Origin of the sequence: Mesorhizobium sp. NZP2234, assembly GCF_013170765.1 — a bacterium.
Taxonomy (GTDB): Bacteria; Pseudomonadota; Alphaproteobacteria; order Rhizobiales; family Rhizobiaceae; genus Mesorhizobium; species Mesorhizobium loti_D.
On sequence record NZ_CP033364.1, the window covers coordinates 2228402 to 2240658 of the forward strand.

Here is a 12257-nt window from a genome sequence, read left to right on the forward strand (position 1 = left end):
GATATCGTGCCCCGAATGACCTCTCATCTCGGATGGATTTCACGACCATGAACCTGCATTCCGGCGCGCGGACCTTTTCCGTGACTTCTCCCGTCGACGGCTCGACCTACACGACGCGCGCTTATGCGGACGGGGTGGCGATCGAGACCGCGCTGAGCCGGGCACGTGCCGCGCTACCGTCGTGGCGGCGCACGCCGCTGGCCGAGCGGCTGGCGATCCTGCTGCGCTTCGGCGAGGAAATGAAAGCGCGGGCAACGCCGCTCGCTGAAATGGTGGCGTGGCAGATCGGCAGGCCGCTGTGGCAGGCCGATGAGACGCCGCGCCTGGCACTGGTTGGCGAACTGCTGGCCGGCGTCGCACCGGAAACGCTGGCCGATGTGGCGTATCCTTCGGACGAAAACATCCGCCGCTACGCCAAGCCCGTGGCAGGTGGCCTGCATCTGTCGATCTGCGCCTGGAACTACCCGACCGCCATGCTCGGCTACCTCGTGACGTCGCCGCTCGCGGCCGGGAATGTCGTGATCTTCAAGCATTCGCCGCAGACGCCGCTGATCGCCGAACTGGCCGAGGATGCCTTCCATGCCGCCGGTGGCCCGGAAGGTGTCTTCCAGAGCCTGCACCTCGACCATGCCGATGCCGAGAAGCTGATCGCGTCGGGTGCCTTCAACGCGGTGAATTTCATCGGCTCGGTCAATGGCGGAAGGCGTGTCCATGCGGCCGCCGCCGGCACCTTCACACAGGTGCATCTCGAACTCGGCGGCAAGGACCCGACCTATGTCAGGGCCGATGCCGATATCGAGGCGACGATCCCGCAGATCGCCGAGGGCACCTACTCCAATGCCGGCCAGTCCTGCTGCTCGGTCGAGCGCATCTATGTCGACAAGGCGATCCACGACCGCTTCGTCGAAGCCCTGGTCGCCGAGACGGCCAAATGGACCATCGGCCATCCCTTCGACGAGAAGCCGATGGTCGGCCCCGTGGTGCGGGCAAGTGCGGCCGACACCATTCGCGGTCTCACTGACAGCGCGGTGCGGGCAGGGGCCAGGCGCCTGATGCCGCGGGACGGCGCGCTCAAGGCCTCCGGCCTTGGTCCAGCCTATGTCGCGCCGGAGGTGCTGGTGGGTGTCGATCACACCATGCAGATCATGCGCGACGAACTGTTCGGGCCGGTGGCCTGCATCCAGCCGGTCGGCAGCGACGACGAGGCGATCCGCCTGATGAACGACAGCGATTTCGGGCTGAGCGCCTCGATCTGGACCAGGGATATCGAGCGCGGCGTGGCGCTGCTTGACGAAGTCGAGGCCGGCACCGTCTATCTCAACCGCTGCGATCATGCTGACCTGCATCTGCCCTGGGGCGGCATCAAGAACTCCGGCCTTGGCCGCACCAATGGCCGAGCTGGACTGGCGGAGGCGACAGCGGCTAAGGCCTATCATGTCCGCTCCGTCATCGGCTGATGCGGAGCTTGGTGCTATGAACGGTCCCGGCCTTGCAGGGCTTGACGATGCGGCCATCGCCGCGCTGGCCGCGGCCGGCGTCGAGCGGCTGCACATCGATGCCGCCAGCCCCTACCTGCTGATCGCCGAGCACGCCGGCCATGTCGTGCCCGCGCCCTGGCATGACCTTGGCCTGCCAGGGGCCTATCTCGGCACGCATTTCGCGGTCGACATCGGCATCGACGCCTTGACGCGCCGGCTGTCGCGCATGTTGCGGGCGCCGGCCGTTATCGCGCACTATTCGCGGCTGTTCCTGGACTACAACAGGCCGGCCGGCGAGTGGGACTTCATGCGCCCGGATCTCGGCGGCATCCCGGTGCCCGGCAATGTCGCGCCGGATGCCACCGATGTCAGGCTGCGCAAGTCCATCGCCTGGGCGCCGGTCGAACAGGCAATCGTCGAGGCCGCGGCCGGCAGGCAGGCGCTGGTCTCTGTGCATTCCTTCACCCCGGTTATGGGCGGTGTCAGGCGCAATGTCGACATTGGCGTCTTGTGGCGGGAGCCGTCCGCCTTTGTCACCTCAGTGCTGAAGACCCTAGGCGCGCACGGTGCGGAAGCAGGCCTGAGGATCGGCGACAACGAACCCTATGACTGGCGCCAGGCGATCGGCTACACGCTGAACCGGCACGGGCTGGAGCAGGGCAGGCCTTGCCTCTACCTCGAGGTCCGCAACGACCTGCTTTCCGATCCGGAAACATTCGAGCTTGTCAGCCGCACGCTCGAGACCGTCTTCGCAACTGTTGCGATGTCGCTATGGCCGAAACCAGCCGTAGCCGTCTAAAGGCTGGACGCCCCAAGGCGGCCCCGCTAGAGCTTGTCGAATTGGAAACACGACAGCCAAGGGCGTGGGCGATGCAGGGCAATGTGGGCAGCAAGATCCGCGACGCGCGCAAGGAGCAGAATATCACGCTGCGCGATCTCAGCGAACGCTCCGGCCTTTCCGTGTCGCAGCTGTCGAAACTCGAGAACGGCAAGGCGCGGCTGACGGTCGATGTCGCGTTGATGATCGCCGGCGTGCTGCATGTGCCGGTGGCTTCCTTCCTGTTCAGTCCCAAGCCCGGCATGCAGGCACGCCGTTCCATCACGCGCGCCGGCAGCGGCATCCTGCACCAGGGCAATGCCATGGAATTCGAGGTCTTGTGCAGCGATTTCCGCGACAAGACCAACATTTTCTGGCGCGTCACGCTGCGCGCGAAGAGTTTTGAGGAGAATGGCGGCTGGCGCAGCCATTCGGGCGAAGAGTTCATCCACGTGCTGAGCGGCAGCTTGGAACTGCACACGATCCACTATGATCCGACGGTGCTGCTGCCAGGCGACAGCATCCTCTTCGACGGCGAAATGCAGCACGCCTATATCGCGCTTGGTGACGAGCCCGTCGTCATGCTCATGTCGAACACGGTGCCGCGCGACGGGCTTCCGCCGGCGCTGGAATTTGAGCCCAAAGCTGACCGCACAGCTGCTCATCTCAGAATATTTTCAAAATGGAAAAAATACTTGTTATGGAAAAGTCAGAGGTCTAGCATCCACTTGACCGGCCGAGAGGAGAAATAGCCATCGACCGGGATGGGAGAGGTGACCGATGCTGTCGGTTGAGGCAGTCAGCAAGACCTTTGGCGGCGTACAGGCATTGCGCAATGCGTCGCTGTCGTGTGAGGCCGGCGAAATCCTCGGCCTGATCGGCCCCAATGGCGCGGGGAAATCCACCCTGGTCAATGCCATCTCCGGCGTGCTCAAGCCCGATACCGGGAGTGTCCGGCTGGGAGGCCAGGAGATCACCGGCCATGGTCCCGAGCATTGCGCCCGGGCGGGGGTCGCGCGCACCTTCCAGACCATCCGCCTGTTCAAGGATCTGACCGTCAGGCAGAATGTCGAGGTCGCCCATATCACCTGCCGGGCGGTTCGCCCGGATGCGGCGGCGCGCATCGGCATCGACCAGTTGCTCGCCCAGTATCAGCTCGATGGGTTTGCCGACGTCCCGGCCGGCACGCTGTCCTATGGCAGCCAGCGCCGGCTCGAAATCGCCAGAGCGCTGGCGCTGGGCCCATCGCTGCTTTTGCTCGACGAGCCGGCCGCGGGCCTCAACGAAGGCGAGTCCGAGACGCTGGCCGTGGCGATCGAAGGCATTCGCAGCGATGTCGGCTGCGCCACCATCGTCATCGACCACGATCTGCGCTTCATCAACCGGTTGTGCGACCGGCTCTGTGTCATGGACCAGGGCCAGGTGATCGCCTCCGGACAGACCGAAGAGGTGTGGCGCGATCCGCGCGTCATCGAGGTTTATGTCGGGCAGTCCGCCACATCGTGACGGCTCCCGGGCCAGCAACAACAAGGCAGAAGGAGGGGTTCAAATGGAGAAGATGATCTTGGGAGCCGCGGTCGTCGCGGCGGGGCTTTTGCAGGTGGCGCATGCCGGGGCCGCCGATCTGAAGATCGGGCTCGCCGTGGCGATGACCGGCACCTATGCACCTTACAGCGAAGCCGAGGGCGCGCGCTGCATGGCCGACAAGCTGAACAAGGCGGCTGCGGCAGGCGATCCCAAGGTCGAGCTGATGATCGAGGACAACCGCTCCGACCCGCAGCTGTCGGTGTCGCTCGGCCAGAAGTTCCTCGATGCGGGCGCGCAGATCATCACCGGTGTGCCGTTCCCCGACGCGCTGATCCCGACCGCGCAGATCGCGGCACCCTACGGCGCCACCGTGTTTTCGGCGCCGAACACACAGCTTGAAATGCAGCAGGCAGGGCTCGACAATTTCATCGCCGGCGCGGTGCCCGATCCGATCAACGCGGCGGCCACCGCCAACGCGCTTTACGGCAAGGGCGCGCGCAGCGTGGCATTGATGGTCTCGCCCGATGCCGGCTCCTATTCGGAAAAGCTGCCGGAATGGTTCGGCGAGGTGTTCGAGCATCTCGGCGGCAAGGTCGTCGGGAAGTTCAACTATTCCTGGGGCACCACCGACTGGTCGCCGCAGATCGCCAGCATCAAGGCGCTGCCGCAGAAGCCGGACGCCATCCATATCTGCGGCGTGCTGCCCGATGTCGGCATCTTCATCCGCCAGCTGCGCGCCAATGGTTATGACGGCTGGGTCGCCGGCTGCGATGCCTTCGACGACAAGTCCCTGGAAGGCACGGTCGGCGATCCGGCGTCGCTGGAGAAGGTGATGTTCGCCACCCACGGCGCGACCGGCATCGACAGCCCGATCGACAAGTTCCTCGCCCAGTGCAAGGCCGACGGCTACAAGATCAACGGCATCTTCGACGCGCTCGGCGCCGACATGGTGCAGATCAGCTACGAGGCGGCCAAGAAATCCGGCACCGTCGAACCCGCCGCCTTGCGTGATGCGATCCGCGCACCGGGCGGCTATCCCGGCACCACCGCGCCTACCATCTCCTTCGCCGAGAAGAAGGGTTATCCGGTGAAAGCCGTACCGGTGATGGGCTTCTCCAACGGCAAGCGAGTGCTGATCACCGATACGCCGCCGACCTTCGTGCCGGCGCTGAACTGACGGGCAGCAGGTGATGATGATGAGAGCCTGGCAGGCCCGGTCGTGCTGAGCGTCGACAATCTGGTCGTCCGCTACGGCGCGGTGAGCGCGGTGCGTGACCTCAGCCTGAAGGTCGGGCGGGGCGAACTTGTCGCCTTGCTCGGTCCCAACGGCGCCGGCAAGAGTTCGACGATCAACGCGCTGACCGGCCTGGTCACGCCGGCCTCCGGTCGCATCGTGCTTGACGGCCAGGACATCTCGCGTGTCCGCACCGAAGATCGTATCCGCGCCGGGCTGACCTCGACGCCCGAGGGCCGGCACATCTTCGCCAATCTGACCGTGGGCGAGAACCTGCGGCTGGGGGCCGCGACACGACGCGACCCCAAGGGCGTGCGCGGCGATATCGAGCGCTTCCTGGCACTGTTTCCGGTGCTGTCCGAGCGCTACGGCCAAGCGGCCGGCACGCTTTCGGGCGGCGAGCAGCAGATGCTTGCCATCGCCCGCTCTCTGATGTCACGGCCGAAGCTGTTGCTGCTCGACGAGCCATCGCTCGGGCTGGCGCCCAAGATCGTCGTGCAGATCTTCGATTTCATCGGCGAGCTCAAGCGGGAAGGGCTGACGCTGCTGGTGGTCGAGCAGAACGCCAAGCAGGCGCTGCGCTTCGCCGACCGCGTCTACGTCGTCAGCGCCGGCACGCTCCGCTACGACGGGCCGCCGGCCGAGCTTGCCGACGAACATGGCCTCTTCAACCTCTATATTGGCGGGTAGGCGGCGACATGGACTATGCCTTGCAGCAGCTTCTCAACGCGCTGGCCTTCGGCGCGGAATATTCGCTGGTCGCGCTCGGCCTGGCGGTGGTGTTCTCGATCATGGGGCTGGTCAATTTCGCGCATGGCGAAATCATCGGCGTCTCGGCCTACAGCGTGCTCCTGGCGGCCGCCCTTGGCCTGACCTCGCCATTCGTGGCCGTGCTGCTTGCCGTCGCCGCCGCCGCCCTTGCGGCGGTCGCCTTTGAACGGGTGGCGTTCCGGCCGGTACGCTACGCGCCGACGACGACAGGACTGCTTACCGCCTTCGGCGTCTCGATCGTCGTGCAGAACCTGTTCATGCTGCTGATTTCGCCCAAGCCGCAGTCGGTCTCGATCCTCAACGGGCTGAACCAGATGTGGTTCTTCGGCCCGTTCGCGGTGTCGTCGCTGCAGGTGATGGAACTCATCGTCTCCGGCCTGACCATTCTGGCGCTGGTGCTCTTCCTCAACCGCTCGACTCTTGGCCTGGCGATCCGCGCGGCATCGCGCGATTTCGCCACGGTGCGGCTGATGGGCATCAAGGCCAACCGGGTGATCGCCACCGCCTTCGCCATTTCGGGCGCGCTGGCCGGCATCGCAGCCGTCTTCATCATCGCGCGGCGCGGCAGCGTCTCGCCCGATCTCGGTTTCAGCCTGGTGTTGAAGGCCTTCGTCGCCTGCGTCATCGGCGGCTTCGGCTCGCTGGCGGGGGCGGCGGCCGGCGGCATGCTGCTGGGCTTCATCGAAGTCGGGCTGCTGGTTGCCTTGCCGCAGGAATATGGGGGCTTCAAGGATGCGCTCACCTACGTGATCATCGTCGCGCTGCTGGTCTATCGGCCAGAAGGCCTGCTCGGCCAGCGGGTCGAACTCGGCGACAAGGAGATCTGAAGTGAGGGAGATTTGAAGTGGGGGAGATCTGAGGTGTCGCAGGTAATAGAAAACACCGCGCCCCCCGTCGCCACCGTGACGCGGCCCAGCAGCGCCCTGACGCGCTCGCTGATCGGCGGGCTGGTGACGTCGCTGCCGGTGCTGGCGATCGGGCTGGCGATCCTCGGCTTCGCGCCGACCTACTACACCTATCTGGCGCTCGGCGCCTTCGTGAACCTGATCGTCGTCGTCGGCCTGCAAGTGTTCATGGGCAACTCCAACATCGCCAATCTCGGCCACAGCGCCTTTGTCGGCCTTGGCGCCTATGGCGTCGCGATTCTCTCGACACCGCTGGCGATGAAAAAGCTGTCGATCCCCAACGCGCCGTTCGGCTTCGCAACCCTGCAGCTCGACCCGGTGTCCTCCGCGTTGATCGCTCTCATTGTGGTCGGCATCGTCGCCGCTATCAGCGGCAAGGTCATCAGCCGCTTGTCAGGTGTCGCCGCAACCATCGTCAGCCTGGCGCTGCTGATCATCGTCCATTCGGTGTTTCTCAACTGGACGGATCTGTTCAAGGGCAACCAAGCCTTCTTCGGCATTCCAAAAGTGGTCGGCCTGCCCTGGATGCTGGTGTTCTCGGTGGTGGTGATCGTATTGGCACGGCTGTTCAAGGACAGCCGCTGGGGGCTGCAGCTGAGGGCCAGCGCCCAGAGCCCGCAAGCCGCCGCCGCACTCGGCATCGACGCGAAGAAGCTGCGGCTGATGTCGTGGGTGCTGTCGGCGCTGATCTGCGGCCTTGCCGGCGTGCTCTATGCCTATTTCGCCGGCACGATCAGCCCGAAGCTCTTCTACTTCCAGATGATCTTCAACACGCTGGCGATGCTGATCCTGGGCGGCATGGCCACGGTGACGGGCGCGGTGACCGGCGTGATCGTGCTTTCGGTCGGGCTCGAATTCATCCGCAGCATCGAATCCGGCGTGACGATCGGCAGTGTCCAGCTGCCGCAATTGCTCGGCCTGTCCGGTGTGGCGCTCGGCGTCGTCATCGTGCTGTGCATGGCGTTCCGGCCAAGCGGCATCAGCGGCCGCTACGAGCTCGACGAACTGCTATCGCGATTTTTTCGGCGCAACGCGAAATAGCGGCGCCCGGCATTCTTGGTGGAGGACTGAAAGTGGAATTTGAGGACAAGGCCGCGGCTTACGCGCCCCAGCTCGAGGCGTTGCAGAAGAAACTCGCGGCCGACGGGGTCGAGTTCATCGAGGTGCATACGGTGGACACGTCGGGCGCGTTCCGCTCCAAGATCGCACCGTTGAAGCTATCGACCCATGGCGAATCCATCAACGCCATCCTCTATTGCGTCACCCATGGTGACGGCCAGCCTATGGGCGATGTCGCCTTCGCATCGCCCAGCGCCAATGAGGAGAACGGCTTTCCCAACATCAAGGGGATCATCGATCCCGCGACCGTGGTGCGGCATGGCTGGAAGCCGAAATTCGCTTCGGCCATCACCCGTTCCTACATGCTTGACGGCGCGGTCTGCCCGTTCGATCCGCGCGGCGTGCTGGCTCGTGTCGAGGAGCGCGCCAAGGCGCTCGGCTACGAGCCGATGTTCGCGCTGGAATACGAGTTCGGCATCTTCCATGCCGACCACGATCTGATGCGCGCCGGGCGCTATCGCGAGCTCAAGCCCTGGGGCCATTCACTGATCAATTATGATCTGGTGCGCAGCGGCGAGTACCAGGATTTCGCCGCCGAGTTCATCACCCGGATGAAGAGCATCGGCATCGGCGTTGCCTCGCTGGTCACCGAATATGGCTACGGCATGTATGAATATGCGCTGACGCCGAAGACCCCGCTGCAGGCAGCCGACGACGCCATGCGCGCCAAGCTGCACCTGCGCGAGCTCTGCGCCGAGCGGGGCCTGGTCGCCACCTTCATGACCCGCTTCCAGCCGCCGGGCAAGGAAAGCGCCTGTGGCGCGCATCACCATGTCAGCCTGTGGCGCGACGGCAAGCCGGCCTTCGCCGCTGGCCCGAACAGACTGACGCCGGTCGCCGAGAAATTCCTCGCCGGTGTGCTCAACCGGATGCAGGAAACGCATCTCTTGTTCCGGCCGACGGTCAATTCCTACCGCCGATTCGATCGTGGCGCCTGGTCACCGGAAGACGTCGCCTGGGGCTTCGAGAACCGCACCGCGCCAATCCGCGCCATCACCACGCCCAATGACGGCGCGTGCCGGCTGGAGCATCGCGCGCCGGGCGCCGACATCAATCCCTATCTGTCGATCGCGGCGATCCTGGCGGCGGGCTGCGAGGGCATCGAAAAGGACCTGCCGCTCGAGGCGCCGGTGACATCCAACCTCGCCACTCTCGACAAGCCGAAACTGCCGCGCACGCTCAATGCCTCGATCGAGGCATTCGCCGCGTCGGACTTCTGCGCCGAGGCGTTCGGCGAAGCGTTCCGCGACAATTACGCCGAAAGCCGGCGCGCCGAGCAGGCAGCGTTCGATGCCTGGCAGGCGTCGCATATCACCGACTTCGAGTGGCAGCGCTATTTTGTGAGCTGACGGGGAGGGCGGTCACCTTAGCCGCAGATGCGAACGTCCTCGATCACCCTGTGGTGATGGCGCCAATGCACGACCGTTTCGGTGTGACAGCGGTGATGCCGGTGGTGGCGCCGATATTCGCCTTCATACTGGACGTTCTGGTCGCCATCATACTGATTGTCGTAGCGGCGGTCATGGTGCCGGCGAACAATAATACCGCCATTATCGGACTCATCATCCGGTGAATATCGGTTGCCGTCGTCGGACTGGATAATCACGCTGGCGGCTTGCGTTGGCGCAATGACTGCCGCTGTCGCCGTCAATGCCAAAAGGGAAGCTAAAATCAATTTTTTCATTTCGTCCTCCTGCGAGTTCAAGACTTAACTCGACATATCAACTCGCGGAGGAACCGAGCGTTCCACTGTCAATCTACACGCTTTGCGACGCCTAGAGCCGGATGATTTCAGGTCGCGTCGACCGGAAATCTGAATCCGCCTCTAAATCAAATAGATAGAGCATGATGTCTTCCGAAAACCGCTTCACATTTTTCAGCATCATGCTCTAGATATTGTGGTGTGATCGGCCGAAACCATATGATCCAGGCGAACGAAGGCTGTAAGCGGCAGATGATCGGAGGCAACGCGCGATAGCGGCGTATCGTGCGCTTCGACCGCCGCTATCATTCCGTGCCGATTGGTCATGATCCGGTCGAGCGCCAACAGCGGCAGGTTGGAGGGGAAGGTGGGGACCGCCGGCGGTTGCGGCCCGAAAGTCGCATGCAGCGTGTTGAGCGCGGAGCGGTTCCCAAGCCGCCATTCGTTAAGGTCGCCAAGCAGCAGGGTCGGCTTCTCATCAGCGCTGCTCATGATGTCCAGCACGACGCGAGCCTGCTGGGAGCGTGAATGGCGCAGCAAGCCGAGATGGGCGGCGATGACGCGCAATGTCCGGTTTCCGTCGAGGTCGATCTCCGCCACCACCGCGCCGCGCGGTTCCAGGCCTGGAAGCCTGATCTGATGCACGTCACGAACGACACCCCTCTTGAACAGCAGGACATTGCCATGCCAGCCGTGACCCTTGCCTGTGGCCGAAATCGGCACCGGCACGAGGCCGGTTTCCCGCTCGAGGCGGGGCAGATCCAGGAGGCCGTCTCGGTCGCCGAAACGGTTGTCCGCCTCCTGCAGGGCGATGACATCGGGGTCGATTTCGCGGATGACGCGGCTGGTCCGCTCAGGGTCGAACTTCCGGTCGACACCGATGCATTTATGGACGTTGTAGGAAGCGACCAGCGTGCCGGTGGCGGCGGTCGCCTTGTGCGCAGCGGCGTTTGCTTTCCGCATCCGCCGGTCACGGATGGTCAAAAGCATGCTTGCCGGAAGGCTGCGTCCGTTCATTCGCATCGTGTGCTTGCCGTTTCTGCTGCCTTCGCCATGCACTTCAAATAGAGTCTTTGCGCCTATGTTCCATGATCGACGTCAAACTATCCGCCAAACACGTCGTTTTGTTAAAGTCAGGCCTTTCTACAAATAGGGTGATCCCAGCCATAGGATACGGTCGAACAGCCGGATGATGAAGGGCCGGGACCGCAGGGAGTCCAGAGTGACAGGCATGGCCGTTTCGATTGCCGATCCAATCCGGGTTTCGATCTCGTGGGCAAAGCCCGCGTCAAGGACCTCCAGATCGATCTCGAAGTTGAGCCGCAACGACCGGGCGTCGAGATTGGACGAGCCGACATACGCCCACACGCCGTCGATCGAAAGCAGCTTGGAATGGTCGAATGGGCCTGCCGTGCGCCATATGCGGCAATAGTTCTTCAGGATCTGGTCGAATTGCGCGGTCATGGCGCGGTCGACGAGGAACAGATTGTTCACCGCGGGCACCACGACATCGATCTCGACGCCGCGTCGGGCGGCGGTGATCAAGGCGCTGATCAGCTCCCGGTCCGGCAGGAAATAGGGCGACATCAGGCGAATCGACTTGCGCGCGACCGAGAACGCCCCGATCAGCAGTTTGTGGTTGGTCTCATTGCTTGCATCAGGCCCGGATGCAACCGCCCGCACCAGCATCGGCTTGCCAGGTGGCGGCGACAGCGGGGCAATTCTCCAGGCATCGCCCTTCAGGGCCTCGTTGGTGGCGAAGCGCCAGTCTTCGGCGGCAACCGAGAACAGGTCGGCGACGACAGGCCCGGTAACCTTGAAATGCGTGTCCCTTGCGCTGTTGGAGCCTGCGAACTCGGCGGAAAACCCCTTGCGGATGTTCATGCCGCCGGTAAAGGCAACCGTGCCGTCGACCACAAGGATCTTCCGGTGGGTCCTGAGATTGGCGTAGGGCAGGCGCAGGCCCATGACGATGTTGCCGTTGAAGACGTCGGCGGGAATGTCGGCCTTGCGCAGATGACCCAGGATGCTGGGGACGGAATAGCGCGCGCCGACGGCGTCGATCAGCACGCGAACGGTGACGCCGCGCCGGACGGCACCGGCCAAGGATTCAACGAAAAGCAGGCCGACGGCGTCATTGTCGAAAATGTAAGTCTCGAGCAGGAGGCTGCGTTCGGCGCCATCGATCGCCGCGCACATGGCGGCATAGGCCTCGTCGCCGGTCTCCAATACGTCGATGGCATTGCCCGGGTTGAGCGCGCGCCGCGCCACCCTGTCGCCCAGCGTCCGCAGACCGGTGAAGCGCTGCCCGTACCGTTCGACAATGAGCGCCTCCTCGGCAGCGACGTCACGCTCGTGCTTGGCGGCCACCGCATCGCCGGCAAGCGGGCGCTGCGCGGTGATCGTGGCGCGGCGAATGCGATTGATGCCGGCCACGGCATAGATCAGCACGCCGAGGATCGGTGAAAGCACCATCACGCCGACCCAGCCGGTGGCGGCGCGGACATCTTCCTTGGTCATGACGGCGTGGGCGATGCCGACGGTCGCCATCACCACCGAGATGATTGCCAGGATTTGGGTCCAGTGAGTCGCAATGGTGTCGAACATTGCCGGGACTATCCAGCGCGCGATTGCAGAAGGCAATGCGGCCGATCATGCTTCGCATCCGCAGTGGCGCCCCATGGCTCGGTCAGCACTTTGGACA

At 64.1% G+C, this 12257-nt stretch carries 12 protein-coding genes; 9 read left to right on the forward strand and 3 right to left on the reverse strand.

The window, feature by feature from the left end:
• The first annotated feature begins 47 nt into the window (after positions 1–47).
• The 9 genes from EB230_RS10905 (at position 48) to EB230_RS10945 (ending at position 9200) form a co-directional block, all read left to right on the forward strand.
• Positions 48–1457 (forward strand): aldehyde dehydrogenase family protein, encoded by a 1410-nt coding sequence (locus EB230_RS10905; RefSeq protein ID WP_056578383.1) that lies wholly within the window; start codon positions 48–50, stop codon positions 1455–1457.
• Positions 1458–1473: 16 nt separating this feature from the next.
• Positions 1474–2277, forward strand: a complete 804-nt coding sequence (locus tag EB230_RS10910) for an N-formylglutamate amidohydrolase (RefSeq protein ID WP_172372263.1) — start codon at positions 1474–1476, stop codon at positions 2275–2277.
• Between the two features lie 71 nt (positions 2278–2348).
• Positions 2349–3047 (forward strand): XRE family transcriptional regulator, encoded by a 699-nt coding sequence (locus EB230_RS10915; RefSeq protein ID WP_246738932.1) that lies wholly within the window; start codon positions 2349–2351, stop codon positions 3045–3047.
• A gap of 28 nt (positions 3048–3075) precedes the next feature.
• Entirely contained in the window at positions 3076–3801 is a 726-nt protein-coding gene (locus EB230_RS10920; protein WP_172372265.1) for an ABC transporter ATP-binding protein, read from the forward strand.
• A gap of 43 nt (positions 3802–3844) precedes the next feature.
• Complete coding sequence (locus tag EB230_RS10925; protein ID WP_056578157.1) at positions 3845–4999, forward strand: ABC transporter substrate-binding protein; 1155 nt, start codon at positions 3845–3847, stop codon at positions 4997–4999.
• 42 nt (positions 5000–5041) lie between these two features.
• Complete coding sequence (locus tag EB230_RS10930; RefSeq protein WP_056578155.1) at positions 5042–5746, forward strand: ABC transporter ATP-binding protein; 705 nt, start codon at positions 5042–5044, stop codon at positions 5744–5746.
• Positions 5747–5754: 8 nt separating this feature from the next.
• Positions 5755–6654 carry a branched-chain amino acid ABC transporter permease gene (locus EB230_RS10935; protein WP_056578152.1) on the forward strand — a complete coding sequence of 300 codons (900 nt, stop codon included), beginning with the start codon at positions 5755–5757 and terminating at the stop codon, positions 6652–6654.
• Between the two features lie 33 nt (positions 6655–6687).
• Positions 6688–7773, forward strand: coding sequence for a branched-chain amino acid ABC transporter permease (locus EB230_RS10940; protein WP_056578151.1), 1086 nt, complete (start codon positions 6688–6690; stop codon positions 7771–7773).
• 32 nt (positions 7774–7805) lie between these two features.
• Positions 7806–9200 (forward strand): glutamine synthetase family protein, encoded by a 1395-nt coding sequence (locus EB230_RS10945; RefSeq protein ID WP_056578149.1) that lies wholly within the window; start codon positions 7806–7808, stop codon positions 9198–9200.
• 17 nt (positions 9201–9217) lie between these two features.
• On the opposite strand, the gene EB230_RS10950 is transcribed toward EB230_RS10945, so the two are convergent.
• The 3 genes from EB230_RS10950 to EB230_RS10960 form a co-directional block, all read right to left on the reverse strand.
• The gene (locus EB230_RS10950; RefSeq protein WP_081295209.1) at positions 9218–9535 is read right to left on the reverse strand and encodes a hypothetical protein; all 318 of its coding nucleotides are present in this window, start codon (positions 9533–9535) and stop codon (positions 9218–9220) included.
• 198 nt (positions 9536–9733) lie between these two features.
• Positions 9734–10576: an endonuclease/exonuclease/phosphatase family protein gene (locus EB230_RS10955; RefSeq protein ID WP_081295210.1), complete on the reverse strand. Its 843-nt coding sequence runs from the start codon at positions 10574–10576 to the stop codon at positions 9734–9736.
• A gap of 120 nt (positions 10577–10696) precedes the next feature.
• Positions 10697–12160, reverse strand: coding sequence for a phosphatidylserine/phosphatidylglycerophosphate/cardiolipin synthase family protein (locus EB230_RS10960; RefSeq protein ID WP_056578147.1), 1464 nt, complete (start codon positions 12158–12160; stop codon positions 10697–10699).
• Positions 12161–12257 lie beyond the last annotated feature (97 nt).

What these genes read in the sequence shown, in the direction of transcription:
- EB230_RS10905 (WP_056578383.1), top strand. Translation starts at nt 48, where the DNA reads ATGAACCTGCATTCCGGCGCGCGGACCTTTTCCGTGACTTCTCCCGTC.
- EB230_RS10950 (WP_081295209.1), bottom strand. Translation starts at nt 9,535, where the DNA reads ATGAAAAAATTGATTTTAGCTTCCCTTTTGGCATTGACGGCGACAGCG.
- EB230_RS10910 (WP_172372263.1), top strand. Translation starts at nt 1,474, where the DNA reads ATGAACGGTCCCGGCCTTGCAGGGCTTGACGATGCGGCCATCGCCGCG.
- EB230_RS10960 (WP_056578147.1), bottom strand. Translation starts at nt 12,160, where the DNA reads ATGTTCGACACCATTGCGACTCACTGGACCCAAATCCTGGCAATCATC.
- EB230_RS10915 (WP_246738932.1), top strand. Translation starts at nt 2,349, where the DNA reads ATGCAGGGCAATGTGGGCAGCAAGATCCGCGACGCGCGCAAGGAGCAG.
- EB230_RS10920 (WP_172372265.1), top strand. Translation starts at nt 3,076, where the DNA reads ATGCTGTCGGTTGAGGCAGTCAGCAAGACCTTTGGCGGCGTACAGGCA.
- EB230_RS10925 (WP_056578157.1), top strand. Translation starts at nt 3,845, where the DNA reads ATGGAGAAGATGATCTTGGGAGCCGCGGTCGTCGCGGCGGGGCTTTTG.
- EB230_RS10935 (WP_056578152.1), top strand. Translation starts at nt 5,755, where the DNA reads ATGGACTATGCCTTGCAGCAGCTTCTCAACGCGCTGGCCTTCGGCGCG.
- EB230_RS10955 (WP_081295210.1), bottom strand. Translation starts at nt 10,576, where the DNA reads ATGCGAATGAACGGACGCAGCCTTCCGGCAAGCATGCTTTTGACCATC.